This is a genomic window from Salarchaeum japonicum (assembly GCF_049705945.1).
In the GTDB taxonomy this organism is placed as follows: Archaea; Halobacteriota; Halobacteria; order Halobacteriales; family Halobacteriaceae; genus Salarchaeum; species Salarchaeum japonicum_A.
In genome coordinates this window covers 1,705,901-1,730,636 of record NZ_JBNAMV010000004.1, presented here as the reverse complement: position 1 = coordinate 1,730,636, position 24,736 = coordinate 1,705,901, and the positions used below count along the sequence as shown (strand labels likewise).

Sequence of the window (24,736 nt, the reverse complement as noted above, 5' to 3'; positions counted from 1 at the left end):
CGTTAGGCACCTCCCGTGGGTTTCTCGACGATGTACACGCCGTCCTGGAAGACGCGCGTGTCCTTGTCCGTCACACGGGTGAGCTGTTCGATGTCTGCGGCGGTCTGGCCGACATCCTCCTTGCTGGGGCCGGAGAGGGTGAGTTCCTCGCCGTCCACCTGGACGTCGGTGTCGCCGCGGACAGGCGTGCGTCGGGGCGCGCGCTCACCGAGGAAGTTCTCGATGACCACTTCGTCGCCCTCGACGTTCACCTGCATCGGGAAGTGAGAGTAGTGGACTTCCATCCGGTACTCCCAGCCGTCGCTCACGCCGTGGAACATGTTCGAGAGGTGGCTCTCGAACGTCCCCATCGTCGCGGTCGTCTTGCGGTTCTCGGTGTCGCTCTCGATGACGACCTGGTCGCCATCGACCGACACGGTCACGTCGGGATACCAGAGGCGTCGCGTCACGGACCCCTCCGGGCCGTCCACCGTCACGTCGAGGCGGTCGACCTCGACCGTCACGTCGTCCGGAATTTCGAGTTCTATTCGTGCCATTAGTAGACGTATGCGATTACTTGGCCACCGACGCCCTGTTCGCGGGCCTCGTAGTGGCTCATGATGCCGCGGCTGGTCGTCACGACGAGCGTCCCGTAGTCACGGGCGGGGAGGAACCGCTTCTCCCACTTCTCGAAGTCGTCGACGCCCGCAGAGTAACGGGGTTTGACCGGGCCGCACTCGTTGATGGCACCCTTCAGTTCGACCTCGAACGTGCCGCCCTTGCCGTCTTCGACGTATTCGAACCCGTCGATGTACCCGCGGTCGTAGAGGACCTCGAGGACGGAGCCGACCATGTTCGAGGCGGTCGATACCGTGTATGTAAGGTGGCCAACGCTCTCGGAGTTATCGAGTCCCGAGAGGGCGTCGGCGAGTGGGTCTTTTCCTGTCATTGTTAGCTGTACTTCTTGAATCCCATCGTCCGAGCGATCTCGCGGAAGCACTGTCGGCACAGCCAGATGTCGTACTTCCCGACGAGACCCTGATTGCGGCCGCAGCGGCGGCACTCGTGGGACTGACCGGTTTCTTCGTGTTCGTCGCTCATGCGTCCACCTCGACGTCGAAGTTCGCTTCGAGGAACGCGATGGCGTCCTCGGGCGTCAGTCGGTGGTTCGACGGGATCTGTCGCGTGCGCGTATCGCGCTTCGACACGCGATAGCCGCCGCGAACGAGGTTGACGGTGACGTCAAGCCCGTAAATCCCGACGTTCGGGTCGTACTCCTGGCTCGGGAAGTCCGTGTGTTCCTCGACGCCGAAGCTCACGTTCCCAGTCTTGTCGAACTTGGATTCCGTGAGGTCGGCAGTGGGGAGCGCACGAGAGAGGAAGTCCTCTGCCTCCTCGCCGCGGAGCGTGACCTTCGCGCCGATCGGGTCGCCCTGGCGAATCCCGAACTCGGGTTCGGTGCTCTTCGCGGTGGTGCGAACGGACTGCTGACCGGCGATCTCTTCGAGGATTTCCTCTGCGTTCTGGAGGTCGCGGCCACCCTGGCCGACGCCCATGTGGACGACGACCTTCTCGATGCGCGGTTCGCGCATCTCGTTGTCGAACTCGGCTTCACTCATCGTCATCACCCACGAAGTTCTCGTCGATGACGACGACGTAGTTCTGCACGGTCTCGAACATCCCGTCGTCGGTGTCGACGATGATGGTGTTGTCCGCGCTGCCGGGAGAGATCTGGATCTCGCTGATTTCGCCGATTTCGCCGGCGTGCTGGCCGGCGACGGCGGTGACGAGTGCGCCCTCCTCGAATTCGAAGTGCGCGACGACCTCGTTCGTCTCGTTGTCGATGACGACCGAGTCGGTCCCGCTGTAGCCGTCTTCCTCGACCAGGATGTTCTGGCCGTCGTGGAGGTTGAGCTGGACGTCGCCACCGCTGACGAGCGTCTTGTCCTCGATCTTCCCAAGCTTCGAGCCGGCGGCGTCCTCGTCGATGGCCGTGAGGCCGAGGCGGCCGCCCTCGTCGGGGAACACGCGGTAGTACTCGTCGCGGTCGGGGAACGCGAGGATGTCGAACATCCCGATGGGACGATTGACATCGTTCACGGTCGCGCCGTTGACGAGCACGCCCGCGTTGTTGATGGCGTACTTCGCTTCCTTCTTCGTGTTCACGTACTCCAGAACGTCACGAAGCACGACGACGAGCGGAACGCCGGATTCCCCGTGGGGGCCGGCGGTCGCCTTCGCCGTGAACGTGTCCGTCTTCCGCTCGACGGGCCACGACTTCGGAACGGAGAGTCGTTTCTGGTGTTTCGTCATTCGTTGTCACCTTCGATGCGTTCTGCGCGCACGTCGTCCTCCAAGTCGAGCTCGGTGACGACGAGGTTGCTCGCGTCCAGGGGACGCGGCACGTCTTCGCCGTCCGCGGCGTCGACCGTCACGTCCTCCACGTAGACGGAGGCGTCGCGAAGGTCGACGTTCGTGACTTCGCCTTCCGTACCGGCGAAGTCGCCGCGCTGCACCTCGACGGTGTCACCAGCGTTCACGCGAACGTGACGCTGACCGTACTCCTCGCGGAGGTCTTCCGCGAGGTGGGCGCGGACCTGCTTCTGTCGCTCGTGGAGGCTCGCGCGCTCCGATCGAGTTCGCTGTTTGTGTGGTTGTTCAGACATATCTATACAATCATCGTCGCGGTGCTTGCGATGCTTCCCCAGCGCTCCGCGACCTCGCGCGTGATCGGGCCCTTGATCTCGGTCCCGCGGGGTTCTTCCATGTCGTCGATGATGACGGCCGCGTTGTCCTCGAACTTCACGCGCTGTCCGTCCGGACGCCGGATGGACTTGCGCTGCCGCACGATGACGGCTTCGAGGACCTGACGGCGCATCTCGGGCGTCCCCTTCGTGACGGAGACGGTGATCTTGTCACCGACGCCGGCCTTGGGGTGACGGTTCTTCGTCCCCTGGTAGCCGGCGACGCTCGTGATCTTGAGTTCTCGCGCACCAGTGTTGTCCGCACACGTGATGAGCGAGCCTTTCTCAAGACCCTGCGTGACGTCTGCCTTGATTGCTTCCATTAGTCTTCACCCTCCACGAGTTCGACGACCACGTGAGATTTGGTCTTCGAGAGCGGTCGGGTTTCAGCTATACGAACCGTGTCGCCTTCCGTGAGGTCGAAGCAGTCCGGTGCGTGAACACTGACGCGCGAGCGTCGCTTCATGTACCGGTCGTACTTCGGCACGAATACGTCGTATTCGCGCTCGACGACGACGGTTTTGTCCATGGCCGTACTAGCGACCTCGCCTTCGATGACCTGACCGCGCACGGAAAGGTTTCCGTGGAACGGACAGCTCTCGTCAGCGCAGGTGCCTTCGGGCTCGGATACGTTCAGTCCTATCGCCATTGTGAATTGACTCCTTTCTCTGTTCGCAACGCGGGTCGTGAGAGCAGAACGACTCCATCCACCGTAACGTAGGCCGCGCCGTCGCCCGTAGTTTGGGTCTCCGAATGTGGATCGCCACTGGCGGGTTTCGACGCGGTCCCAGCCGCCTTCGGGGCGGCTGCGGGTTCATCTGTGAGTCTGACCTCTAACGTCGTTCCTACTTTTGGAACGCGCTTCACGCCTGAAGAACCTTCGGGTTCCCCCTCGCGTATGAGGAGGGTTCGCATCGTCTCGTCGACGATACGGCCCGCGATACCGACCCGCGACGGGTCGGTCGAGTCGACGACCTCCGCGTGGAGGCCGACGAGTTCGTGTCGCGGGAGGGTCTCCGGCGTGAGCATCCCGCTATTCGTCTTCGTTCTGGATCGTCTTGATCCGCGCAATCGTCTTCCGCAGTTCGCTGATGCGGCCGGGGTTCTCCGGCGCGCCACCCGCGGCCTGCACGGCCTTCGCGTTGAGGAGCTCGGTCTCGAGCTCGTCGATTTCGGCCTCGCGCTCCGCGGGCGTCATGTCTCGGATTTCTTCGACGTGGAGGATCGCCATTATTCTTCACCCTCCTCGTCTTCCTCGTCCATTTCCTCGAGGAGTTCTTCGGCTTCCTCCTCGACGCCGGATTCGAGGTCGTCGAAGTCTTCCTCGTCGACGTCCTCGGCGTCGGCTTCGACGTCAGCCGCGAGTTCGTCGAGTTCCTCCTCGATGGACTCCTCGGAGTCCGGCGGGGAGGTCGAGCTCGCGCCTTCCTCGGCCTCGAACTCTTCGTCGTCGATGACTTCTTCGGCGACGTCGTCGGGGATGTCCTCGACGGCGTCCTCGCCCGGCGCTTCGCCTTCGGGACCGCCGAGTTCGTCGTCCTCGGGTTCGCCTTCGAGGAGTTCCTCAACGCTCTCGCCTTCGAGGTCTTCCTCGTCGACGATGAGGTCCTCGATGTCGGCGTCCTCCGCGATTTCGAAGTCGTCGGGGAGTTCCGCGTTCGGCGGGATGATCTTCACGTTCACACCGATGGTGCCGAGCTTCATCACCGCGACACCCTGGCCGTGGTCGACGATCTCCTCGGCGGGTTCGCCGTTGTGCTTGATGTAGCCGCGGTTGAACTTCTCGACGCGGCTCCGGGCACCGGTGACCTTCCCGCTCAGGACGATCTCGGCGCCCAGTGCGCCGGACTCCATGATGCGGTCGATGGTCGTGTGACCGGCCTTCCGGAAGTACCAGCCGCGCTCGAGCGCGTTGGCGAGACGGTCCGCGACGATCTGTGCGTTCAGGTCGGGTTCGTCGACCTCCTGCACGTCGATCTGCGGGTCCTCGAGGTCGAATCGCTCCTCGAGTTCCGTCGTGATTTTCCGGATGTTCTTCCCGCCCTTCCCGATGACCATCCCGGGCTTCTCGGCCTTGAGGACGATCTGGATTCCCATCGGGGTGGGCGCGAGTTCCATACCACCGTAGCCAGCGCGCGCGAGCTCTTCACCGAAGAACTCGTCAATCTGAGAGCGCTGGAGGCCCTGTTCGATGAATTCGACTTCGTCTGCCATTATTCACTCACCTCTTCGAGGACGAGTTCGACGTCGACCTCGGGCGTGTTCCACGCGGTCGCACGCCCCATCGCGCGGGGCTTGCGGCCCTGCGTCTCCCCGACCTTGTGCGGGGCGACGTGGGAGATGACCATCGTGTCCGCGTCGAAGCCCTGCTGGTCGGCGTTGTTCTTCGCGTTCCCGATGAGGCGAAGGAACGCCTTCGACGCCTTCTCCGGGTAGCGACCGGCGTCCCAGCCGTCGATGTCGCTTCGGTGGCCGACGCCGCTGTTGTGCTGCTTGAACGGCACGGACTGTTCCTCCGCGATGACGGCGTCGAGGAAGTCTTCGGCCTCGCTCGCCGTCTTGCCCTTGATAGCCTTCGAGATGGCCTTCGAGTGCTTCAGGCTGATCGGCTCCTCGCGGAGCATCGCTTTCGAGGTCGTCTCCGGGTCCGTGTCGACGCTGTAGTTGATACCCATTGTTATTTGAGCGGCACGAACTTCGAGGAGCGGGTCGCGCCGATACCCGCCTGCCCGTGCTCGACCGAGGAGCGCGTGAGCTGGAACTCGCCGAGGTAGTGCCCGATCATCTCGGGCTCCACTTCGACGCGTTCGAACTCGTGTCCGTCGTAGACGGAGAACGTCAGTCCGACGAACTCCGGGAGGACGGGGAGGTCGCGGAGGTGCGTGCGAATCGGATTGTTCGCGGTTTCCTCCGGCGACTTCTCGCGCGCCTTCTCGACGACTTTCTCCTGTTCGTCGGTCAGGCCACGGGTGATACTTCGCCGCGTACGCGCGGGCAGCAGTTCCGCGACTTCGTCCAGGCTCATGTCCTGGAGTTCGTCGAGGTCGTAGCCGCGGTAGGTGAACTCACCCTCGCGGCCGGTGCGGTATTCCGTACTCATGTTAGTTGCCTCCTCGGCCGGTGCGCTTCGACGCGATGTCCCCGACCTTCCGTCCCGGCGGGGCGTCCCGCGAGACGGACTTCGGACGACCGGGGTGCTGGCGGCCACCGCCACCGAACGGGTGGTCGACGGCGTTCATCGCGACACCGCGGACGCGCGGCCACTTCGTGCCACGCGCCTTCATCTTGTGGTGCTTGTTCCCGGCTTTCACGAACGGCTTTTCCGTTCGACCGCCACCGGCGACCACGCCGATGGTGGCGCGGCAGTCCGGGGAGAGCCGCTTCATTTCGCCGCTCGGAAGCTGAACGACCGCGGCGTCACGCTCGTGCGTGATGAGGTCCGCGTTCACGCCGCTGGAGCGCGCGAACTTCCCGCCGTCGCCGGGCTGACGCTCGACGTTGCACACCGGAACCCCTTCCGGGATTTCGGCGAGCGGGAGCGTGTTCCCGGGTTCGACGGCCGCGGAGACACCGACTTCGAGGGTGTCACCGACGCCGACGCCCTCGCTCGCGAGGACGAGGCGCTGGTCGCCGTCGTCGAACTCGACGCGAGCGACCGGCGCACTGCGTGCGGGGTCGTGCTCGACGTCGACGACTTCACCGGACAGCACGTCGCTCTCGGGTTTCTTGTGCGACAGTTCGGCCTTGTATCGGTGCGACGGCGCGCGGAAGGTCGACCCGCCGCGCCCGCGTCGCTGACCCTGGATTCTTCGTCCCATTCTTAGAACACCCCGATGCGGGAGGCGACGTCCTGCGCGTCGTCCTCCTCGGAGAGCCGGACGATGGCTTTCTTCGTGCCTTCCATCGTCACTTGCGTGTTGACGGACTCGACGGTGACGTCGTACTGCTCCTCGACTTCCTCGCGAACGTCGGGCTTGGAGGCGTCGACGTCCACGATGAACTGGAGCTTGTTGTCGAAGTCCATGTCGTTCATCGCCTTCTCAGTGACGAGGGGGTAGTCGATGATGCCGCTCATCGGTCGGCCACCTCCTCGACCGCGCTCTCGGTCCAGACCGTCAGGCGACCGGGCTCCGTGCCGGGCGCGAGGTCTTCCGCGTTCACTTCACGCGCGGTTGCGACGTCGACGCCCGCGAGGTTACGCGCCGCCTTCGACGGCCCGTGCTCGCTGGACGTGACGAACAGGACGGACGTGGGTTCGCGGTACTTGCGGCCGCGGAGTTTCCCCTGACCGGCCCGCACCGTCTTCCCGTCGTCCGCGCGTTCGACGTCCGCGTACGCGCCGACAGCTTCGAGGAAACTCACGACCTCCTTGGTCTTCACGAGGTCCTCGAAGTCGTCGGAGACAACGAGCGGCAGTTCGAGGTCGTCGTCGAACGCGTGACCGCGCTCGGCGACGGTGTCGGCGTCCGTGGTCGCCGCGATGGCGCTCCGGACGGCCGACTTCCGCTCCTTGTCGTTCACGGAGAGCGAGTGGTCTTTCTCCGCCTTCGGCGGGTGTGCGCGTCGCCCACCGACCGCGAACGGAACGCGGGCGGCGCGACCGTTCGTCTGGGGGACGTGCGCCATCCCGCGACCGCTACCGGGCGACTCCGCGGACGTTCGCAGTCCAGCGAACTCGTCCGCTCCATACGACTGCTTTCGGTTGGCTTGGGCGGCGAGCACCGCACGCTTGATGAGGTCCGGCCGGTACGGCGTCTCGAAGACCTCCGGAAGGTCGAGCGTGCCGGCGTCCTCGCCGTCCAGGCCGCGTACTGTTGCCTGTGTCATCCTTGGTTCGAGCTATTGGAAACGTACCGAACCTCGGGGTCGAGGCGCGGTGATTCGTTCGGCCGGACGGCCGGACGGAAGCGCAGGACGCGCTTGTCCGGGCCCGGGAGCGACCCCTTTACGAGGGCGTACGGTCCGCTGACTTCGCCGTAGTTGACGAATCCGCCGTCAGCGTTGATGTCGTCTGCCGCGGCGTCGTCGCCGAAGTCGAGCAGACGCTTGTTGAGTTCCGTGCGCTGGTGGTAACCGGTCTGGCCCTGCTGGGGAACCGTCGAGCGAACGCGGCTCGGATTCCACGGGCCGAGGTTACCGATGCGACGCCGCCATCCCTGGCGGGCGTGCTTGCCCTTGCGCTTCTGGACGCCCCAGCGCTTGACGGGGCCCTGGGTGCCCTTGCCCTTCGTGACGCCCGCGGCGTCGAGGAACTCGCCGGCGCGGAACACGTCGCCGAGTTCGTGGCTGCCGTCGTCGAGGAGGGAGAGCGCGAAGTCGGCGCGGTCCTGAATGGAACCGCCGCCGACGCGCGTCTCCATCACGTCGGGGTCTTTCTTCGGGACGCTCGCGACCTCGGACGGCACGGTGTGCGTGATGACACGCACGTCCGCGATGTCGTTGGCTTCGAGCGCCTGCGTGAGTTCGTCCTCGTCGCCGGGTTCGTCCGGCGTCGAGAGCACGCGGTCGAGGTCCTCGTGGAGGTCACTCGCCCACACTTCCGTGAGCGGCTTCTGGCCGTACGGCGTGTCCTCGTAGAGGCGCACCGCGGCCGCGTGCATCGGTGGTGTTTCAACGAGCGTGACGGGGACGGACTGCTCCATGCCCTCCGTAGGAGAGTTGGCTTTGTCGTCAACCGTCACGACGTGAGTCATGCCTGCCTTGTATCCGGCGAAGCCCTGCAGGGCCGGCTGCCCGTCGTCGCTCGGCCAGCTGTTGAAGCGCGGCACTTCACTTGCTGCCCGCTTACGGGGTCCGTAGCCCATCGAGCCTTTTCGTGGTCGACTTGGTTGTGGCATCGTATCACTCCGTGAGCGTGAGACAGCTGAGAGCGGCGAACAGAGCTTCTTCCGTTCGCACTACCTCGCTGCCCTGACGCGGGATGACGTTGAGCCAGGTGTCGAACCCACCGGGGGCGTGGGTGGCTGAGTCGGCGGACGCCTCCTCGACCGTCGATTCGTCGATCCCGAGCATCGGGGGGAGGCCCCGAGCGGGAGCGCCGAACGCGACGGTCAGTCCGTCCTCGGTGACGCGGCGCGTGACGTCCGGCATCGACGACGCCGAGAGTGGCGTGCCGTGCCGTGATGTCGCCACGCGGTAGCCCGCGTCGGGACGGTCGAGTTCGTCGCCGAGGTTCGAGCGAACCACTTGAAACCCGGGTGGGGTTTCGTCGAGGAGTTTCGCTCGGACCGGTCGTCGCGAAGAGACCCTGATGGTCACGCGCTCTCCCTCACGGACCTCCATACCGGGAGGAGCGTGGAGGGAGATCGGGTGTTGCATGCCGCAATTGACCCGGACGCGCCCTTCAGGTCCGACCTGGGTCACGATTCCCTGTCGTTTCGACCCCGAACCGCTCGATTCGGAGCCGGTCCATGCCGACACGAGGAGCGGCGGCAAGATGCCAGCGTACTCCAGTTCGCTCCGCGTCCCGAACGCCTCCTTTCGGAGGTATGGCGGGGTCGCGGCGTACCGGAGAACGGTTTCGACGAACCCGCCGCCCCAGTTGTTCTCCCCCTCGGGGTCATCGAAGACCACGAGGCGGTCAGCCCGGAAGACCGCGGCCGCGCGGGCCACGTAGCCGAGTTTGCGAGTTGCCTCGCGTTTGTCCTCGGCTTCCCGGACGAGGGACGACGGCACGAGTACGCTGACTGTCATGCCGTATCGCTTCTTCGTCTCGACACGAGACTGTATCACGACTACCGACGGGATGCTTAAAAGGATGGCGTTCTCCCGGACAGGCTGAGACGCCTTCACACGGCCCCGTGCGACCGTTTCGACTGCTATCGAGCGCTGAAGTCGCCGCCCCCACCGGGTTCGGTTCGCAAGTCTTATTTGTAGCGCCCCCATCGATTGGAATGCGAAGAACGCGCGCTGGTAGTGTAGTGGTATCACGTGACCTTGCCATGGTCACAACCTGGGTTCAAATCCCAGCCAGCGCACTTCTACTGCGAACAAAGTGAGCAGTGAAATCGCTCACGGGATTCTGAACTAAGGAACGAAGCGAGCGACCGCGAGCGGAGTGACTGAAGTCCAAATCCCAGCCAGCGCACTTCTCTCTAACTCACGCCGCGAAGCGACTGCTGTGTTGCTTCGCGTGTGATTGCGGTCGTGAATGCGGCAGGTGGGCGTTGAGCCAGTCAGGCGACCAGCGGGAGTGGGACTGAGAAACCATTTAGGCGAGACGGGCGAACTCGCGGTGTATGGAGAGCGTCAATCGGATGGCCATCGAACTGGCGGACGAGGCTCTTGATTTCGCGGACGAACTCGATATCGGCGCGTTCGACTTGGAGAACGGCGCGACCGTCCTCGACTTCGGTGTGGACTTCGAGGGCGGGATGGAGGCCGGACTCCTGCTGGCGGAACTCCAGACCGCGGGGCTGGCGACGGTGCAGACGCGGATAGACGAGGTCGCGGGCGCGGCGTTCCCGCACGTCGAACTCACGTGCGACCGCCCGGGGCTCGGGCTGTTGTGCTCGCAGAAGGCGGGCTGGCAGCTCTCCCTCGACGGCTTCGAGGGGCTGGGGTCGGGGCCGGCGCGCGCGCTGGTCGCTGACGAGGCGGAGTTCCGCGCGCTCGGGTACACGGACGCGTTCGACCTCACCGTGCTCGCTATCGAGTCCGACGCCCTCCCGACGGAGGCGGTGGCGGAGCGTATCGCGAGCGAGGCGGGGGTGAACACGGACGGCGTCTACCTGCCCGTGTACGCGACGGCGAGCATCTCGGGGAGCGTCTCCGCGGCCGCGCGCCCGGCGGAGATGGCGCTGTTCCGATTGTTCGAGGCGGGCTACGACCCGCAGGACGTGCTGTCCGCGACGGGGAGCGCGCCGGTGGCGCCGGTCGCGGGCGACGAGCAGGAAGCCATCGCGCGCACGACCGACAGCGTCGTCCACGGCGGACAGGCGCACTTCACGGTGCGCGAGGACAGCGACGCGTTCGACGCGCTGCCGTCGACGGCGAGCGAGTACGACGCGCCCTCCGCGGACGTGTTCGCGGACGCGGACTGGGAGATGAGCGAGGTCGCGGAGGGCTACTTCGCGCCCGCGCAGGTGACCGTGAACGTCGTCGGCGGGCCGACGTACGCGCTCGGCGACACGCGCGAGGACGTGCTGGCGGAGAGCTTCCTGTAGTGCGACACAAACCCGTTCCGCCCGCGCCGGACGCGCTCGACGGACTGTGGGCGGTGCACGCGGCCGTGCCGGACGACCCGCGGACGGAGAGCGACTGCTGTGCGCGCGTCGTCGCGCGGACGAACGTCACGGAACGCGGGGACGCGTCCGATTGGCTCACCTTCCTGCGCGCGCTCTCGCTCGCGCGGGCGACCGACGAGGGGTTCGAGCGCGTGGACGACGACCCAAGTCGCGCCGCCCTCTCGCGGCGGTTCCGGGAGAACGTGTACGGTGCGCAAGAAGTACTCGAAGTGCTCGGTGAGCGCCCACAGAGCGCGGACGCGGTGTTCGCGGCGTTCGACGCGGTGCCGCGGTGGGAGCGGGAGACCGAGGGCTGGGCGGACGAGTGGCGCGAGCGCGTCCGCCGGCTGTTGGACTGGGCCGTCTTGTTCGGTCTGGCGGAAACGGAGTCCGGTGGTTATCGGGTGACGGCGACGAGCGACCCGGAGAGGTAGGTCGCGCCGACGACCGCCGGAACGCGCATCGAGTTGGGGACGAACCCGACGAGCACGGCGGCAAGGACGCCGACGACGAGCGCGGTCGTCGCGGTCTCCAGTCGGTCTCTAGGGGAGGGGTCGGTGAGTTCCGCGCCGGCGGCGAAGAAGGGGAGGCCAAGTGCAAGGCCGGCGGCGAGCGCGAACACGGCGGGTGCGACGATGGAGACGCCCGCGGCCACGGCGGCGGTGAGGACGAGTCCGGCGACGAGTTCGGCCGCGTCGAACGTGAACTCCATCAGCGGACGCTGGTGACGGTGCCGACGCCCTTGCTCGACCCCTCGCGGAAGACGAAGCGCTGGCCTTCCTCTACCAGGTAGGGCCGGAACTTGAATCGGACGCGCGCGCTCCCGGAGTCGCCGGGGAGGAGTTGGCCGTCTTCGGGTTCGACGCGCACGGCCTCGCTGACGGTTTCGAGGTGGACGACGGGTTCGTAGCCGGCGTCGATGCGCGTCGGGTGATTGAGCACCATCACGTCCGCGTCGAACTCGCGGACTGGAGCGGGGTCGGCGTCCCGCGGCAGGAGCACCATCCCGCGTTCGATGTCCGCTTCCTGCACGCCCTTCAGCGCGATGCCGACGATTCGCCCGGCTTCCGCGCGGTCGACGCGGTGGTAGTGCATCTCGATGCTCCGAACCTCGACTTCGGTGAAGGAGCCGTCGGGGAGCGGGCCGAGGAGGAGTTCGTCGCCGGCCTCGACGGTCCCGGACTTCACGGTCCCGGACGCGACCGCACCAACGCCCGTGACGCTGTACGTCCGGTCGATGTACATCCGGAAGTCCTCGCCGCCGTCGTTGGTCTTCGGGAGGTGTTCGAACAGGCTGTCGAGGGTGTCGAGGCCGTCCATCGTCACCGCGCTCGTCCGCACGAGCGGAACGACCGTGTCACTGATTTCGTCCACGGCGGCGGCGACGCCGTGGCGCGCGACGAGCAGCGGACTGCGACCTGCGTTCCGGAGGAGGCGTTCGACCTCGCGCTCGACCTCCAAGAGCCGGTCGTCGCTCACGAGGTCAGATTTCGTGATAGCGACGATGGTCGGGAGGTCGGTGGCGAGCAGGACGCCGAGGTGTTCGCGCGTGGTCTTCGTCGGGCCGTCGTCCGCCGCGACGGTGAGGAGTCCGTAGTCTATCTTCTGTCCGACCAGGCCCCGGATGGTCGTGCGGAGCCACGGTTCGTGGCCGACCGTGTCGACGAAGGAGACGACGCGGTCCGCGGACTCCACGACGGCCGCGCGGTCGGACTTCCGACTCGGGTTGTCCACGCGGAGCGGGCCCTCGGCGTCGAACCCGTACACGGCGTAGGAGAGGTCGGCGGACAGCCCGCGCTCAATCTCGTGCGGCTGTACGTCGAGGAAGCTCCGGGTGTCGCCGTCGCCGTCGTCCGCTCGTCCGGTGACGAGACTGCCGACGAGCGTGGATTTCCCGTGGTCGACGTGGCCGGCGGTGCCGACGATGATGTGGTCGTCGCCGCCGTCGAGCTGGCTGCCGTCGCGAATCGTCGCAACGCCGACGAGGCCGCCGTCGTCGGTGCCGCGCGTCACCACGTCGTCGATGTGGGCGTTCGCCTCCTCGGCGAGGAGGCTGAGTACGTCGAGCGACTCGGAGAAGGACTCCGGTGGGATTCCCGCGACGCCGCCGGCGTCGGTGACGCCGACGACGTAGAGGGCTTCGCCGTCCCCGGAGAGCACGCGGTGGCGAAGTTGCGCCACGAGGCTCTCCATTCGACCGTCCGCGAGGTGGACGTCGCGCGCGAGCCGTTCTTTGAACTCGACGTTCCCGCCCTCCTCCTCGCCGTGCTCGATGGCGCGGTCGAGGAGGGGCTGGTCGAGACCCATGAGAACGGATTAGGGACAACAGCTTATAAACTTTCTTCGCGGTAGAGCGCTCCTATCCCGCTTTCATAGGGACGGTACAGTATGTCACACAATCCGTTCGGGCCGGGGGTTGAAACCGGTGCGTTCCGTAGTTCGCGTATGAGCGTCACCGGCGTCTGTCAAGTATGTGAGAGCGCGGACGCGCGCCACGCCTGCGGCCAGTGCGGCCGCGTCGTCTGCAGCGACCACTACGACCGCGAGACCGGGCTCTGCACGGAGTGCGCGAGACAGTACGGTGACGGCCGCAAGCAGCCGGAAGCGAGCGACCGCGGCGGGTCGCCGGACGACTGGGATGAACCGCGCTAGCGGTACTCGTTCAAGCGGTTCTTGAGGCGTTTCGCGGCCTGGCCGGCGGCGGCCGCCCACTCGTCGGTGTTCTCGCCGGCGAAGATGATGCTGCGCGTGGAGTTCACGAGGCCGACGCCGTCGTCGTTCAGGCCGAACTCGACCGCCGCTTCGGGGTCGCCGCCCTGCGCGCCGACACCGGGAACGAGAAAGGGGAGGTCGGGGACGAGGCCGCGAACGGCTTCGAGTTCGTCAGTGCTGGTCGCGCCGACGACGAGGCCGACATTGTCGTTCTCGTTCCACTCGCTCGCGCGGCGCGCGACGTGCTCGTAGAGGTACTCGTCGAACCCCGCGAGTTCGAGGTTCTGGAAGTCCCGGCCGCCCTGATTGGAGGTTCGGCAGAGAACGAACACGCCCGCGTCCTCCCGCGAGAGGAACGGCTGGAGGCTGTCCTGTCCGAGGTAGGGGTTGACCGTGATGGCGTCCGCGTAGTCGAGGATGTCGGCGTACTGGCGGGCGGTGTTCCCGATGTCGCCGCGCTTCGCGTCCACGATGACGGGGACGCCCTTTCCGTGTGCGTACTCGACTGTTTCGCGGAGGCTCCGCCACCCGTTCGAATCCTCGTAGAAGGCCGCGTTCGGCTTGTAGCACGCCGCGTGTTCGTGCGTCGCGTCGATGATGCGGCGGTTGAACGCCCAGCGCGGCAACTCCTTCTCGCGCACGTCGTCGGGGAGGCGGTCGCGGTCGGGGTCGAGGCCGACGCAGACGACGCTGTCCGTGGCGTCGATGCGGGCGGCGATGTCGTCGAAGAAACCCATCACGCGCTACTCTCGCAGCAGTCGGGAAAAGCGTTCTTCCACAAGGGCAAAACTACTTTGCGTTCTGACTGTCTCGTTCGGGTATGACGGACGGCACGAACACCCAGGGGGGTGAGACGGGTGGCTGACGACGAGGACTGGTTCGAGCGAGCGTTCGCGGACGACGAAACCGAAGACGAACCCGAAGAGCCGTCCGAATCCACGGAATCCACAGAATCGTCCGACGAAGACAGCGCGGGGGACGCGGCCGGAACCGAGGAGTTTGAGGCCGCGTTCGGCAGCAGTGGCGAGGACGAAACTGACGAAACGGAGGAGGGGCCGAGCGCGTCGGACGCGTCGAGCGAATCGGCGGGCGGGTTTGAGGACACGTTCGGCGCAAGCGACTCGGAGACGGACAACGAGACCGAGGCCGAGACTGAGCCGACCACGGACGACTTCGAGGCCGCGTTCGGCAGCGGGGACGCCGCCGAAGCGGACGCCGACGACTTCGAAGGTGCCTTCGGCGGTGGTGGTGGCGGCGGTACCGCGGACGCCGACACGGACACGACGGACGACTTCGAAGCGGCGTTTGGCGGCGGCGGTGGCGGCGGTGGCGGTGGTGATTTCGGATTCGACCTCGAGAGCGGTGGCAGTGAGACGGACTTCGAGGAAGAAGAGTTCGAATCCGACATCCCCCGGGTCGAACTCGGCATCGAAGGCTTGGACAACATGGTCCAGGGCGGCGTCCCCGAACGCAGCCTCATCGTCGCCATCGGGAGCGCCGGGACCGGAAAAACCACGTTCGGACTCCAGTTCCTCAACCGCGCGCTCGAAAACGGCGAACGCGCCGTCTTCATCACGCTCGAAGAAACCCAGGACCGAATCGTCGACAGCGCGAACGAGAAAGGCTGGAACTTCGCCGAACACATCGCGAACGACGACCTCGCCGTCATCGACCTCGACCCCATCGAGATGGCGAACTCGCTCACCAGCATCCGGAACGAACTCCCGCGGCTCGTCGAGGACTTCGGCGCGACCCGCCTCGTCTTGGACTCCGTCAGCCTCCTCGAGATGATGTACGACGACCAGGCCACCCGCCGCACCGAAATCTACGACTTCACCAAAGCCCTCAAGAACGCCGGTGTCACCACTATGCTCACCAGCGAAGCCGCCGAAAACAACCCTTACGCGTCCCGCCACGGCATCATCGAATACCTCACCGACGCCGTCTTCGTCCTCCGCTACATCCGCCCCGAAGACTTCCGCGAAACCCGGCTCGCCGTCGAAATCCAGAAAATCCGGGACGCCAACCACTCCCGCGAAACCAAGCCCTACGAAATCACCGGCCAGGGAATCAGCGTGTACCGGCAGGCGAACATCTTCTAAGCGACTCACTGCGTTCGTCGCGGCGAACCGCTTCGCTCGCGCTCTCCGAGCGTCTCGCTCGCGGATGCTAGCGACGTGGACTGTGCAAAGTGACGTGAATGTTCAAATACGAGAACGGGACCAGTCGGTGGCGTGCTGTGAGAACGGCCACGGGGTTCGCGCGGTTGTGCGGCCCAGACTCCGTGGAAGGCGGCGGGTCGCCTGTACGCAAGAAAGAGCCGAGAAAGCCTATCGATCGAAGAGCGGCGTTATCGGACGATAGTGACGGGGACGGGGGAGCGTCGGACGATGGATTCGGCGACGCTGCCGAGGAGGATTCGGCTGACGCCGCTACGGCCGTGACTCCCCATCACGATGTGGTCGAATCCGTTCTCCTCCGCGTACTCCACGACGGTCCGGGACGGTCGGCCGACTTCGGTGACGGTGTCGAGGGTGACGCCGTACTCGTCGGCGGTCTCTTGGGCTTGCTCGAAGAGCGTGTCCGCGTCCTCCTGCGCCTGCTCGTACCACTCCTCGCTGTAGCCGGGAACCGTCGCCTGCGCGGTGTATCCGGCTTCGATTGGGTCGATGACGTGGATGAGCGTGATTTCGTCGCTCTGGAACTCCTCCAGTGCGTATTCGAGCGCTTCAGTGGATTGTTCGGAGCTATCGATAGGGACGAGTATCTTCGACATGTCCGGCGATTCGGCGGACGCCGGCAAAAAGATAGGGGCCGACTCAGTCCCGGCCGTGCCGGGTGAGACACGTGGGAAGACCGACAATTTCGACGGGTTCGGAGTTGTCGGGGGAGTAGACGACCATCTGTCCCTTCTCCATGTAGGGGACTTTTCCTTCCAGGTTGCTCGGGATGTTTACGCTCTTGATGGCGTCCTCGTCCCCGAGGTTGAGCACGACCGTCGTGTTCACCTGCTTGAACACGGGGTCCGCGATGTCCTGCGGGTCCTGCGTGATGAGGAACAGGCCGAGGCGTTCCTTCCGGCCCTGTTTCGCGGCTTCGGTGAACTTCCCGATGACGTTTCGCGCCTGCACGCTGTCGGCGTCCGCGAGGAAGTTGTGCGCCTCGTCCATCCCCACCAAGAGGGGCGTTTCCTTGATGCGGTCGAAGTCGGGGTCGTTCGAGAGCTTCTGGTCGACGAGGAGGCTCGCGAGCGCCAACACGACGGTTTCGGTCGCCCGGGTGTCGTTCACGTGGTAGGTCGGAACCACCGACAGGCCGCCCGGCCGCACGAACTCGTGCACGAGGTCCGTAATCGGCGGCGCGTCTTGGTCGAAGACGCCGCTCGGCATCCCGAGGACGCGCCGCAGCACGGCCTCGTAGGTGGCTTCGTGCACGCGTCCGGACTCGTCGAGTTCCTCCTTCAGCGCGGGGTCGTCGAGGAAGGACGTGAACTCCTCGTACGTTCCCTCGTTCCCGTACTGGCGGAAGAACCGCTTCAGGAGGAGGGTGAGCGCGCTGTACTGGTTGTCGTTCAGGTCGCTGGACGCGACGAGCCACGGCCGCGAGCGCACCATAGAGAACGGCACGGTGAACGCGCGCTGTTCGGCGTGGTGGTGGCTCGCCGCGTACGTGGCGTCCCCGACTTTCGGGACGAACGCGACGGTGTCGTCGTGCCCGCCGTGCGCGAGGCCTTCGGCCTCCCAGCGCCGCTCGTCGTCCCGGTCGGCGGCGGGGTTGTCGTCGTGCATCTGCGCGTACTCGTCCTGCGGGTCGAACTGCACGACCGCCATCCGCCGCTCCGCGCCGTCCGCCATCTCGTATCGGCGTTCCTCGTGGAGGTACTGTCGGAGGACGTTCTTCGACGTGTGCGTCTTCCCGGACCCCGTTCCGCCGGCGACCAAGGTGTGGCGGAAGGCGAGCGGGTCGCCGTCGGCGTAGTCGTCCTTCACGCGGTAGTCGATCGTCGGTGGCTCGGCGGCCGTCCGCACCTTCTCCCCGCCGACGGAGAGATGCCCTAGGAAGACGCCGTCTTCGGGAATCTTGAGTCCGGTCTTGATCTGTTCGGTCTCGGTGGCTTCGCTGACGACGGTCTCGGGTTTCGGGACGCGGTCGGGCATCCGGCGTTTCAGGTCGCCGTCGTCGGGGTAGAGGACGGCGAGCGGGTCGAGGTCGGCGAGGAATCGGTAGTCGTCCTCCTCGATTCCCTCCGAGCGCATCGCGCGGCGGGCGTGAATCTCGTTCGCGTCGTCCCCGTGGAACCGCTGTGCGTACTCCAAGCCCTTGATGCGACAGAACAGGGTTTCGGGGCCGGGGTAGTCCGCGAGCACGTACTTCCCGATGCGGATGTCCGAGCGGTTCTCGGCGGTGACGTACGCCCGCACGGTCGTCTCACCTTCCTCCTCGCTGATGCGGAGGCCCTGAGAGACGGCGAGCATCCCGATGCCGTCCCCGCTGCCAGCGGTATCGAGGTCGGGACGCTCGAACCCGTCGTCCGCGTCAGCGGTCGCGTTCGCGTCGTCACCGCGGTTCGCGGTCCGGTCGTCCGCTGACCGGTCGTCCGCGGTGCCGGACGGCGAGAAGTCCCCGAGGTCCTGGTCGCTCATGTCTCGGCGGTGGGCGGCCACGGGCTAAAACCTTCCCTGCCACGCGGTTTTTATCGCTCCCCCGCGTTCGTTCGCGTATGTTGCTCGTCGAAGGCTCCGCGGGCGGGACGACGTTGACCGGGACGCTCTACGAGCGCGGCGAGGACGCGCCGTCGTTCGAGGGGGCGCCGGACGAGGACGCCGCGTACGTCTGGGTGTGCGACGAGTTCTACACCGTGGAGAGCGGTGGCGTCACCCAGAAGATCGGCGGTGACGAGGTGCAGGTCGCGTTCGAGTCGCCGATGCCGCGCGGATTCGACACCCGGGAGCGCGCCTTGGACGCGGCCCGCGAGCACATCCGGACGCAGTTCGCGCGCGTCGGCGTCGACCCGGACACGGTCGAAATCTCGGTCATGCGGGAGTACAAGGCCTAACCCCAGCGTTCGTCGTCGTAGGTCGAGCGGCAGTCGGTGTCGAGCGTGTCTTCGAGCGCGCCGACGAGTTCGGTCTTCTCCTGCATGCCGATGCGCGCGAGTTCGTCTGCTTTCCCGATGGCTTCGGGCGGCCCGACTTCGCGCGCGACCTCGGCAAGTACGTGGTTCGTCACGCGTTCGCGGCAGTCGTCGTTCTCGGCGAACGCGCGCGGGAGTTCGGCCTTGAACAGCACGTCCGTCCGGGGGTCGTAGACGACGAAGAACGCGACCTCGTAGGATGCTGGGTCGAGATCGAGGTCGAGGCTGAGGCGGTCGCCGAGCGTGGAGAACTCGCGGTCGTAGCCGGTGCGGGAGACGAACCAGTTCGTGTACGTGAGGTCGTCCGTGTTCCGGTCGCGGCCGTCGCGGCGTTCGAGCAACTGCGTGAAGAACGCGGCGTCGTCCGTCCAAGGCGCGTTCGTCTTCTCCGAGAGCGTGGCGACGATGCCGCGGGATTGGACGTTCTTCACGAACCCGGCGAGCGGGACGCCGCGGTCGACGAATCGCTCGACGAGGTCGACGTAGTTCCCGATGACGGACTGAACGAGCGGGTCTTCGAGCGGGAGGTCGGAGAGCGGGCGGGCCTGGTCGAGCCAGTTCGCGATTATCTTCGGGTAGAGCGGGCCGTCGAGGACGAGGAGGTCGCCCACGCGGTCGGCGTGTTCGAGCGCGTGCTCGGACTCGGCGAGGTAGAGCGCGAGGCCGTGGACGACGGCGGTTTCGTCGCGTTCGACGCGCGGGGCTTCGAATATCTGGCCGCGCCAGTAGCCCTCGTCCTGTTTCTGCCAGTCGTCGGTCGTGCTGATGGCGACGCTGTCGTCGGTCGGGTGGACGGTGGTGATGACGGTGCGCGCGCGGTGGGTGTCGGTGTCGCTCGGGCAGACGCCCATCGCGGCCTGCGCGATGTCGAGCACGAGGCCGTTCTTGAACGTCCGCGGGTTCACCGTCCCCGAGTCGAGGCCGTGGACGGTGTCGAACTGGGCTGGCTGGTCGCCGGCGGCCGTGATGTCGACGGCGTACCGCCGGCGGTCGGAGAGCGGGGTGAGCACTTCCTCGCCGTCGCGGTAGAGCGGGTCGAAGTAGGCGTTCCACGCCCGGACGGCCTGGTCGCGGTGTTCGTCCTCGTCGATGTCGTGGCTGACGCGCCGGACGAGGTCCGTAATCCCGTCGAAGTGGACGGGGTCGAGGGTCATACTCGCGTTCCGTTCCTCGACGGCAAAAACCCCGCCGGTGCGCGGAAGGGAAAGACACGTGCCCGGGGAACGCGACTATCAGGTATGGATGCGGCGCTCGTCATTCTGGACGGCTGGGGGCTCGGCGACCACGACCGACTGGACGCCGTGAAGTCGGCGGACACGCCGAACTTCGACCGATTGGCCGATGCGGGAGCGTACGGGACGCTGGAGACGCACGGCCGGAACGTCGGGCTTCCCGGCGGCCAGATGGGGAACTCGGAGGTCGGCCACCTCACCATCGGCGCGGGCCGCGTGGTTCTCCAGGAGTACACGAAAATCAACGACGCCGTCGAGTCCGGTGAACTCGGCGAGAACGACGCCATCGCGAGTGCGTTCGACCACGTTGCAGAGCAGGGCTCTGCTCGCAGCCGGACATCGTCCGGCGACGTGGAGGAGACGGGCGGCCGCGTGCACTTCATGGGCCTCGTCTCCGACGGCGGCGTCCACTCGGACCACGAGCACCTGCACGCGCTCATCGAGGCCGCGGCATCTCGGGACATTCCGGCGACGACGCACGCGTTCACGGACGGCCGGGACACGAAACCCAAATCCGGCGAGTCCGTCCTCCACTCGCTCCAAGAGGCCGTTACGGAGTACGGAACGGGCGACGTAGCGACGGTGTCGGGGCGGTACTACGCGATGGACCGCGACCAGAACTGGGAGCGCACGAAGACGGCGTACGACGCCATCGTCGACCGCCAGGGGATGCATCGCGCGGAGTCGGCGGTGGCGGCAGTCCGCGAGTCGTACGACCGCGGCGACACGGACGAGTTCGTGGAACCCACGGTCGTCCGCGGCGGGGACGCGCTGAGCGAACGGGACGCGGTGGTGTTCTTCAACTTCCGCGCGGACCGCGCGCGCCAGCTCGTGCGGATGCTCGGCGACGTGAACCCCGAGTGGCCAGTGGAGACGAATCCGCCCGACGTGCCGATCGTGACGATGACGTCGTACGACGAGACGTTCGACTTCCCGGTGGCGTTCGAGGCGCACGAGCCGCACGACACGCTCGGCGAGGTCGTCGCGCACAACGGCCTGACCCAGCATCGGGTCGCGGAGTCGGAGAAGTACCCGCACGTGACGTACTTCCTGAACGGCGGCCGGGAGGTCGAGTTCGAGGGCGAGACCCGCGAAATCGTCCCGAGCCCGGACGTACCGACGTACGACCGCCAGCCGGAGATGAGCGCCGCGGGCGTGACGGACGCGGCGCTCGACCGACTGGACGCGGACGTGCTCGTCGTGAACTACGCGAACGCGGATATGGTCGGACATACGGGCGACTTCGACGCCGCCGTGGCGGCGGTCGAAGCCGTCGACGCCGAACTCGGACGGCTCGCGGCCGAACTCAACGACGCGGACGCGGACGTGCTGGTGACCGCTGACCACGGGAACGCCGACGACATGGGAACCCCGGGCGACCCGCACACCGCGCACACGTTCAACCCCGTGCCGTTCGTCTACCTCTCCCCGGACGGCGACGACGGCGGCCACGACGTGCGCGACGGGGGCGCGCTCGAAGATGTCGCGCCGACGCTGCTCTCGCTGCTCGATATCGATACGCCGGCGGAGATGACGGGCGAGTCGCTGCTTCGGTAGTCAGTGCGCGGGCGTGTAGGCGTCCGAGAACAATGCGAGGACGACGACACCCGCGATGATGAACGTGATTCCGGCGACGCCCGGGAGGTCGAGCGTCTCGTCGAACACGAGGACGCCGACGGTCGCGGTTGCGACGATGCCGAGCGCGGCCCACGTCGCGTACACGACGCCGACGGGGAGGTCGGTGAGGACGAGCGAGAGTGCGTAGAATGACGCACCGTAACCGAGGACGACGACGAGCGACGGTAGGGGGTCGGTGAATCCGTCCGAGAGCTTGAGCGCCGTCGTTCCAACGACTTCTGAGGCGATGGCGGCTACGAGGAGGAGCGGGGCACGCATACGTCGTTGTGCGACTGACTGGATAAAATCGGTTTCCGAACGCCGCACCACTTCCGGTTCGTTCATTGACACCGCCACCTACTTCGCGGCGGCGTAGAGTAGCGTGAACCATGTCACGGCTCACGGCGCTCGGCCTGTCCGCGTACGAGGAGAAAGCGTACCGCGGCCTGCTCGGACGCGGACCGCTCGTCGCCCGCGACGTCTCCGAGACGAGCGGCGTGCCGATGGGGCGCGTGTACGACGTGCTGAACGGACTCGTCGCCCGCGACCTCGTGACGACGCGCGGCGACGACCCGACGCGGTACGCCGCGGTGGACCCGGAGACGGCGGCCGACCGACTGCTCGCTGAGCGAACGCGGGAGTTAGACGAGCGCGCGGCGCGCTACGAACGCCTCGCGACTGAACTGGGGAACGAACTCACGGCGGTGCCGCCGTCGGGGGGCCAGTTCTGGCTCGCGCCACTGGGGAGTGACGCCGCGGTCTCCCTGGCGCGGAGCGTGTTCGGCGACGCGAACGAAACCGTTCGCTCCGCGATGGGGGAACCGTACGCGGGCGCGCCCTGGGAGCGGTATGCGCCCGAGATAGGCGCGTTCGACGAAACGCTGCCGAGCGACCACGACGTTCGCGTGCTCATCGACGAGCGCGTGCTCGCGGACGCACCGCAGGAAGTCCGCGAACGCTACCGCGACCGAGCGGGCGTCGACGTTCGCGTGACGACCGAGCTCACGGCCACGTTCGACCTCGTGGACGAGACGCGCGCGTACGTCCACATCCCCCATCCGCTCGACGACGGCGAACGACTCGGCGCGGTGGAGGTGCGGGACGACGACCTGCTCACGCGGCTCTCCGAACTGTACGAGCGGGCGTGGGAGAACGCGGACTCGCTCGACTGACCTACGCCTCGTAGACGGCCTCGCCGTCGACGATGGTGTGCGTCACGTCGATGTCCGCGATGGACGCGGGGTTCTCCCAGGGCGATTCGTCGAGGACGGCGAAATCCGCCTTTTTGCCGACTTCGATGGTGCCGAGCCGGCCCTCGTCGAACCCGGCGTACGCCGCGCCGCTCGTGTACGCGCGCAGCGCCTCCGTAACCGAGAGTTCCTGGGTGTCTTCGGGTGGGTTGACGGTCTGGTGGACGCCGAACAGGGGGTCGATGGGCATGGAGTCCGAGGAGAACGCGAGCGGGACGCCGGCGTCGAGGTAGGCGGGGAAGCGGTTATTCTCGTCGCGGCGCTCGGGGCCGAGTCGGGAGTCGTAGAGCCCGCCCTCGCGGGACCACTTGAGGAAGTTCGGCTGCATCGACGCGACGAGTCCGAGGTCGGCCATTCGCTCGATTTGGTCGTCGGTGGCGAGTTCGAGGTGTTCGATGCGGTGGCGCGCCCCCGCGGGGTCGTCGGTGCCGGCGAGCGCGTCGATAGTCTCCTCGATGGCTTCGTCGCCGATGGCGTGCACGGCGAGCTGGAACCCCGCGTCGTCGGCCTCGGGGACGATGTCGCGGAGTTCCTGCGGCGGGACGACCCACTGGCCGGAGCCGTCGCCGTCGGCGTACTCGTCACTGAGTTTGGCGGTTCGGCCGCCGAGGCTGCCGTCGGTGAAGGTCTTGATGGCGCCCGTGCGGACGAACTCGCTGCCGTGGTTGGTGCGGAGGCCGACCTCGCGGGCGGCGTCGAGGTGGTCGCTCCAGTAGTTCAGGCGCACTCGAAGACGGAGGTCGCCGGACGCGTCGAGTTCGCGGTAGATGCGGGGGGCGTGCGAGCGCCGCACCATGTCGTGGACGCTGGTCACGCCCGTCTCGTGGGCGTCGCGCTGGGCGGCCACGAGGAGCTCCGCGGTCTCCGCGGGCCCGGGTTCGACGGCCTCCCGAACGACCTCCGCGGCGTCCTCGACGACGACGCCGGTGGGGTCGCCGTTCTCGGTTTGCACGTCGCCGTCGGGGAGGTCGTCGCGGAGGCGGGAGAGGGCGACGCCGTTGAGCGCGGCGGTGTGGAGGTCTTCGCGGAACGCGACGACCGGTCGCTCCGTGCTCACCTGGTCGAGGTCGTCGCGGGTGAGGTAGCGCGACTCCGCCCAGGTGGATTCGTCGAACCCGAAGCCGAGAATCCAGTCGTCGTCACTATCGGAGTCACGGAGGATGTCGACGGCGTCGCTGGGGGAGGTCGCGTCGCGGAGGTCGGCGCGGAGGCGGTGGCGGCCGACGGTCTCCATGTGGACGTGCGCGTCGACGAATCCGGGGAGGAGGACGCGGCCGTCGAGGTCGATTTCGCGGGTTTCGACGCCGTTCAGGAAGTCGATTTCGTAGTCGGAGTCGACGCGGACGATGCGGCCGTCGCGGACGGCGACGGCGTCGTAGGTCTCGTCGGGGTCGGTGAGCGTGTGCACCTCGCCGTTCGTGAGGACGAGGTCGGCGGCGGCGGTCATACCTCGGAGTCGGGCGGCCGCGGGCAAAGACGTTCGGGAAGGCCGGCTACTCGCCGCCGCGCGCGGGCCGGCCGAGGTGGTGTTCGACGCGGTCGACTTTCTCCGCGGCCGCGAGCGATTCCTCTCGGTAGTGGTCGATTTTCAGCGTAGTGCCGACGCGGCTCGCGTCCACCGCTTCGTGCGCGGCCTGCGCGGCCGCGAACACCTCACTGAGCGAGTCGGACTCGATGGTGGTCTCCATCGGGTGCGTCTCGTAGCGCACGTCGAAGTCGTCGAGGGCGTCGACGGCTTTCGCTATCTCCGCGTCGAAGTCAACGTCGGGGCTGTCGACGGGCGACACCGATAGCATCGCGGTCACGGTCATACTAATACCGTGCAATTACCCGGTGATATACG

At 66.7% G+C, this 24,736-nt stretch carries 34 protein-coding genes and 1 tRNA gene; 8 read left to right on the top strand and 27 right to left on the bottom strand.

What is annotated here, in order from left to right; translation table 11 throughout:
* Positions 1–2: 2 nt before the first annotated feature.
* The 18 genes from ACOZ4O_RS11165 to ACOZ4O_RS11080 are packed head-to-tail and all read right to left on the bottom strand — an operon-like array spanning position 3 to position 9,416.
* Entirely contained in the window at positions 3–536 is a 534-nt protein-coding gene (locus ACOZ4O_RS11165) for a 50S ribosomal protein L6 (RefSeq protein ID WP_424525388.1), read from the bottom strand.
* Positions 536–928, bottom strand: a complete 393-nt coding sequence (locus ACOZ4O_RS11160) for a 30S ribosomal protein S8 (protein ID WP_145846470.1) — start codon at positions 926–928, stop codon at positions 536–538. The genes ACOZ4O_RS11165 and ACOZ4O_RS11160 overlap by 1 nt, the downstream gene beginning before the upstream one ends.
* 2 nt (positions 929–930) lie before the next feature.
* Positions 931–1,080, bottom strand: a complete 150-nt coding sequence (locus ACOZ4O_RS11155) for a 30S ribosomal protein S14 (RefSeq protein ID WP_145846467.1) — start codon at positions 1,078–1,080, stop codon at positions 931–933.
* Positions 1,077–1,598, bottom strand: a complete 522-nt coding sequence (locus ACOZ4O_RS11150) for a 50S ribosomal protein L5 (protein ID WP_424525387.1) — start codon at positions 1,596–1,598, stop codon at positions 1,077–1,079. The genes ACOZ4O_RS11155 and ACOZ4O_RS11150 overlap by 4 nt, the downstream gene beginning before the upstream one ends.
* Positions 1,591–2,292: a 30S ribosomal protein S4e gene (locus ACOZ4O_RS11145; protein WP_424525386.1), complete on the bottom strand. Its 702-nt coding sequence runs from the start codon at positions 2,290–2,292 to the stop codon at positions 1,591–1,593. The genes ACOZ4O_RS11150 and ACOZ4O_RS11145 overlap by 8 nt, the downstream gene beginning before the upstream one ends.
* Positions 2,289–2,645 (bottom strand): 50S ribosomal protein L24, encoded by a 357-nt coding sequence (rplX, locus tag ACOZ4O_RS11140; RefSeq protein ID WP_424525385.1) that lies wholly within the window; start codon positions 2,643–2,645, stop codon positions 2,289–2,291. Before rplX ends, ACOZ4O_RS11145 begins: the two co-directional genes overlap by 4 nt.
* 2 nt (positions 2,646–2,647) lie before the next feature.
* The gene (locus ACOZ4O_RS11135; protein WP_424525384.1) at positions 2,648–3,046 is read right to left on the bottom strand and encodes a 50S ribosomal protein L14; all 399 of its coding nucleotides are present in this window, start codon (positions 3,044–3,046) and stop codon (positions 2,648–2,650) included.
* Entirely contained in the window at positions 3,046–3,372 is a 327-nt protein-coding gene (locus ACOZ4O_RS11130) for a 30S ribosomal protein S17 (protein ID WP_424525383.1), read from the bottom strand. The genes ACOZ4O_RS11135 and ACOZ4O_RS11130 overlap by 1 nt, the downstream gene beginning before the upstream one ends.
* The gene (locus ACOZ4O_RS11125; RefSeq protein WP_424525382.1) at positions 3,363–3,752 is read right to left on the bottom strand and encodes a ribonuclease P protein component 1; all 390 of its coding nucleotides are present in this window, start codon (positions 3,750–3,752) and stop codon (positions 3,363–3,365) included. The genes ACOZ4O_RS11130 and ACOZ4O_RS11125 overlap by 10 nt, the downstream gene beginning before the upstream one ends.
* Positions 3,753–3,756: 4 nt before the next feature.
* A complete protein-coding gene (gene rpmC / locus ACOZ4O_RS11120; protein WP_424525381.1) occupies positions 3,757–3,954 on the bottom strand; it encodes a 50S ribosomal protein L29 in 198 nt (65 codons plus the stop codon).
* Entirely contained in the window at positions 3,954–4,937 is a 984-nt protein-coding gene (locus ACOZ4O_RS11115) for a 30S ribosomal protein S3 (protein ID WP_424525380.1), read from the bottom strand. The genes rpmC and ACOZ4O_RS11115 overlap by 1 nt, the downstream gene beginning before the upstream one ends.
* The gene (locus ACOZ4O_RS11110) at positions 4,937–5,398 is read right to left on the bottom strand and encodes a 50S ribosomal protein L22 (RefSeq protein WP_424525379.1); all 462 of its coding nucleotides are present in this window, start codon (positions 5,396–5,398) and stop codon (positions 4,937–4,939) included. The genes ACOZ4O_RS11115 and ACOZ4O_RS11110 overlap by 1 nt, the downstream gene beginning before the upstream one ends.
* Positions 5,399–5,400: 2 nt before the next feature.
* Positions 5,401–5,823 carry a 30S ribosomal protein S19 gene (locus ACOZ4O_RS11105; RefSeq protein WP_227261839.1) on the bottom strand — a complete coding sequence of 141 codons (423 nt, stop codon included), beginning with the start codon at positions 5,821–5,823 and terminating at the stop codon, positions 5,401–5,403.
* Position 5,824: 1 nt separating this feature from the next.
* The gene (locus ACOZ4O_RS11100) at positions 5,825–6,541 is read right to left on the bottom strand and encodes a 50S ribosomal protein L2 (protein WP_424525378.1); all 717 of its coding nucleotides are present in this window, start codon (positions 6,539–6,541) and stop codon (positions 5,825–5,827) included.
* A gap of 2 nt (positions 6,542–6,543) precedes the next feature.
* Positions 6,544–6,798 (bottom strand): 50S ribosomal protein L23, encoded by a 255-nt coding sequence (locus ACOZ4O_RS11095; RefSeq protein WP_424525377.1) that lies wholly within the window; start codon positions 6,796–6,798, stop codon positions 6,544–6,546.
* On the bottom strand, positions 6,795–7,550 hold the full coding sequence (gene rpl4p / locus ACOZ4O_RS11090; protein WP_424525376.1) for a 50S ribosomal protein L4: 756 nt from the start codon (positions 7,548–7,550) through the stop codon (positions 6,795–6,797). The genes ACOZ4O_RS11095 and rpl4p overlap by 4 nt, the downstream gene beginning before the upstream one ends.
* Positions 7,547–8,560, bottom strand: a complete 1,014-nt coding sequence (locus ACOZ4O_RS11085) for a 50S ribosomal protein L3 (RefSeq protein ID WP_424525375.1) — start codon at positions 8,558–8,560, stop codon at positions 7,547–7,549. Before ACOZ4O_RS11085 ends, rpl4p begins: the two co-directional genes overlap by 4 nt.
* A gap of 4 nt (positions 8,561–8,564) precedes the next feature.
* Positions 8,565–9,416, bottom strand: a complete 852-nt coding sequence (locus ACOZ4O_RS11080; RefSeq protein WP_424525374.1) for a putative RNA uridine N3 methyltransferase — start codon at positions 9,414–9,416, stop codon at positions 8,565–8,567.
* Between the two features lie 213 nt (positions 9,417–9,629).
* On the opposite strand from ACOZ4O_RS11080, the gene ACOZ4O_RS11075 reads away from it, so the two are divergent.
* The 3 genes from ACOZ4O_RS11075 (at position 9,630) to ACOZ4O_RS11065 (ending at position 11,382) form a co-directional block, all read left to right on the top strand.
* Positions 9,630–9,700: transfer RNA gene (locus tag ACOZ4O_RS11075), tRNA-Gly, on the top strand.
* A 261-nt stretch (positions 9,701–9,961) separates the two neighbouring features.
* Entirely contained in the window at positions 9,962–10,888 is a 927-nt protein-coding gene (gene mch, locus ACOZ4O_RS11070; protein ID WP_424525373.1) for a methenyltetrahydromethanopterin cyclohydrolase, read from the top strand.
* On the top strand, positions 10,888–11,382 hold the full coding sequence (locus ACOZ4O_RS11065; protein WP_424525372.1) for a hypothetical protein: 495 nt from the start codon (positions 10,888–10,890) through the stop codon (positions 11,380–11,382). The genes mch and ACOZ4O_RS11065 overlap by 1 nt, the downstream gene beginning before the upstream one ends.
* On the opposite strand, the gene ACOZ4O_RS11060 is transcribed toward ACOZ4O_RS11065, so the two are convergent.
* Together ACOZ4O_RS11060 and ACOZ4O_RS11055 are read right to left on the bottom strand one after the other, a co-directional pair.
* Positions 11,346–11,660 (bottom strand): hypothetical protein, encoded by a 315-nt coding sequence (locus ACOZ4O_RS11060; protein WP_424525371.1) that lies wholly within the window; start codon positions 11,658–11,660, stop codon positions 11,346–11,348. The two genes, ACOZ4O_RS11065 and ACOZ4O_RS11060, sit on opposite strands and share 37 nt — an antisense overlap.
* Positions 11,660–13,255, bottom strand: coding sequence for a GTPBP1 family GTP-binding protein (locus ACOZ4O_RS11055; RefSeq protein ID WP_424525370.1), 1,596 nt, complete (start codon positions 13,253–13,255; stop codon positions 11,660–11,662). The genes ACOZ4O_RS11060 and ACOZ4O_RS11055 overlap by 1 nt, the downstream gene beginning before the upstream one ends.
* Before the next feature lie 138 nt (positions 13,256–13,393).
* On the opposite strand from ACOZ4O_RS11055, the gene ACOZ4O_RS11050 reads away from it, so the two are divergent.
* The gene (locus ACOZ4O_RS11050; protein WP_424525369.1) at positions 13,394–13,600 is read left to right on the top strand and encodes a hypothetical protein; all 207 of its coding nucleotides are present in this window, start codon (positions 13,394–13,396) and stop codon (positions 13,598–13,600) included.
* On the opposite strand, the gene pyrF is transcribed toward ACOZ4O_RS11050, so the two are convergent.
* A complete protein-coding gene (gene pyrF, locus ACOZ4O_RS11045) occupies positions 13,597–14,397 on the bottom strand; it encodes an orotidine-5'-phosphate decarboxylase (RefSeq protein ID WP_424525368.1) in 801 nt (266 codons plus the stop codon). The genes ACOZ4O_RS11050 and pyrF overlap by 4 nt on opposite strands.
* A gap of 120 nt (positions 14,398–14,517) precedes the next feature.
* Between pyrF and ACOZ4O_RS11040 the strand changes: the two genes are divergently transcribed.
* Positions 14,518–15,762 (top strand): KaiC domain-containing protein, encoded by a 1,245-nt coding sequence (locus tag ACOZ4O_RS11040; RefSeq protein ID WP_424525367.1) that lies wholly within the window; start codon positions 14,518–14,520, stop codon positions 15,760–15,762.
* Positions 15,763–16,010: 248 nt separating this feature from the next.
* Here the strand turns inward: ACOZ4O_RS11040 and ACOZ4O_RS11035 are convergent, their stop codons facing one another.
* Positions 16,011–16,436, bottom strand: a complete 426-nt coding sequence (locus ACOZ4O_RS11035) for a universal stress protein (protein ID WP_424525366.1) — start codon at positions 16,434–16,436, stop codon at positions 16,011–16,013.
* A 43-nt stretch (positions 16,437–16,479) separates the two neighbouring features.
* Positions 16,480–18,303: an ATP-binding protein gene (locus ACOZ4O_RS11030; RefSeq protein WP_424525365.1), complete on the bottom strand. Its 1,824-nt coding sequence runs from the start codon at positions 18,301–18,303 to the stop codon at positions 16,480–16,482.
* 77 nt (positions 18,304–18,380) lie between these two features.
* Between ACOZ4O_RS11030 and ACOZ4O_RS11025 the strand changes: the two genes are divergently transcribed.
* Positions 18,381–18,716 (top strand): DUF7113 family protein, encoded by a 336-nt coding sequence (locus ACOZ4O_RS11025; protein WP_424525364.1) that lies wholly within the window; start codon positions 18,381–18,383, stop codon positions 18,714–18,716.
* Here the strand turns inward: ACOZ4O_RS11025 and ACOZ4O_RS11020 are convergent.
* The gene (locus tag ACOZ4O_RS11020; protein ID WP_424525363.1) at positions 18,713–19,948 is read right to left on the bottom strand and encodes a DNA double-strand break repair nuclease NurA; all 1,236 of its coding nucleotides are present in this window, start codon (positions 19,946–19,948) and stop codon (positions 18,713–18,715) included. The genes ACOZ4O_RS11025 and ACOZ4O_RS11020 overlap by 4 nt on opposite strands.
* Before the next feature lie 84 nt (positions 19,949–20,032).
* Between ACOZ4O_RS11020 and gpmI the strand changes: the two genes are divergently transcribed.
* Positions 20,033–21,583, top strand: a complete 1,551-nt coding sequence (gpmI, locus tag ACOZ4O_RS11015) for a 2,3-bisphosphoglycerate-independent phosphoglycerate mutase (protein WP_424525362.1) — start codon at positions 20,033–20,035, stop codon at positions 21,581–21,583.
* On the opposite strand, the gene ACOZ4O_RS11010 is transcribed toward gpmI, so the two are convergent.
* The gene (locus ACOZ4O_RS11010; RefSeq protein WP_424525361.1) at positions 21,584–21,922 is read right to left on the bottom strand and encodes a DMT family transporter; all 339 of its coding nucleotides are present in this window, start codon (positions 21,920–21,922) and stop codon (positions 21,584–21,586) included.
* 110 nt (positions 21,923–22,032) lie between these two features.
* Here ACOZ4O_RS11010 and ACOZ4O_RS11005 point away from each other — a divergent pair, with 110 nt between their 5' ends.
* Positions 22,033–22,815 carry a TrmB family transcriptional regulator gene (locus ACOZ4O_RS11005; RefSeq protein WP_424525360.1) on the top strand — a complete coding sequence of 261 codons (783 nt, stop codon included), beginning with the start codon at positions 22,033–22,035 and terminating at the stop codon, positions 22,813–22,815.
* Position 22,816: 1 nt separating this feature from the next.
* Here ACOZ4O_RS11005 and ACOZ4O_RS11000 read toward each other — a convergent pair whose 3' ends face one another.
* Together ACOZ4O_RS11000 and ACOZ4O_RS10995 are read right to left on the bottom strand one after the other, a co-directional pair.
* Positions 22,817–24,340 carry an amidohydrolase gene (locus tag ACOZ4O_RS11000; RefSeq protein ID WP_424525359.1) on the bottom strand — a complete coding sequence of 508 codons (1,524 nt, stop codon included), beginning with the start codon at positions 24,338–24,340 and terminating at the stop codon, positions 22,817–22,819.
* Positions 24,341–24,386: 46 nt separating this feature from the next.
* Complete coding sequence (locus ACOZ4O_RS10995; RefSeq protein ID WP_424525358.1) at positions 24,387–24,704, bottom strand: thiamine-binding protein; 318 nt, start codon at positions 24,702–24,704, stop codon at positions 24,387–24,389.
* Positions 24,705–24,736 lie beyond the last annotated feature (32 nt).